Source organism: Arthrobacter sp. 10T425, from assembly GCF_056393985.1.
In genome coordinates, this window is the sequence record NZ_JBFTGZ010000113.1 from 1 (window position 1) to 386 (window position 386).

The following is a 386-nucleotide window of genomic DNA, read 5'->3' on the forward strand; positions in this document are numbered from 1 at the left end:
CTCCTGCACCACGCGCAGCAGGCGGGCTTGCAGCAGCAGGTCCAGTTCGCCGATTTCGTCGAGGAACAGTGTGCCGCAATCGGCAAGCGCCACGGCGCCGTCACGCGCGGCCACGGCGTGGGTAAAGGCGCCGCGCGCATGGCCGAACAGCTCGCTGCCGGATAGCTCGGGGCTCAGCGTGGTGCAGTCCACCACGATGAAGGGGCCGCTGCGCCGCACCGGATCGAGATCATGGATCAGCCGCGCCAGCAGCTCCTTGCCGCAGCCACTGTCGCCGGTCAGCAGGCAGGCGCCGCTGCCGAAGCGGCCGACCTGCGCCACTGCGCGCAGCGTTTCACGCCAGGGCGCCGAGTGGCCCACCGCGCGCTTGCGCAGCCAGTCGGAGG

At 71.5% G+C, this 386-nt stretch carries 1 protein-coding gene; it reads right to left on the bottom strand.

Annotated elements, in window-relative coordinates; all coding sequences use genetic code 11:
- Positions 1 to 386 (bottom strand): sigma 54-interacting transcriptional regulator (locus tag AC1DDH_RS20770; RefSeq protein WP_476956263.1); only part of this gene is annotated, 386 nt, incomplete at both ends.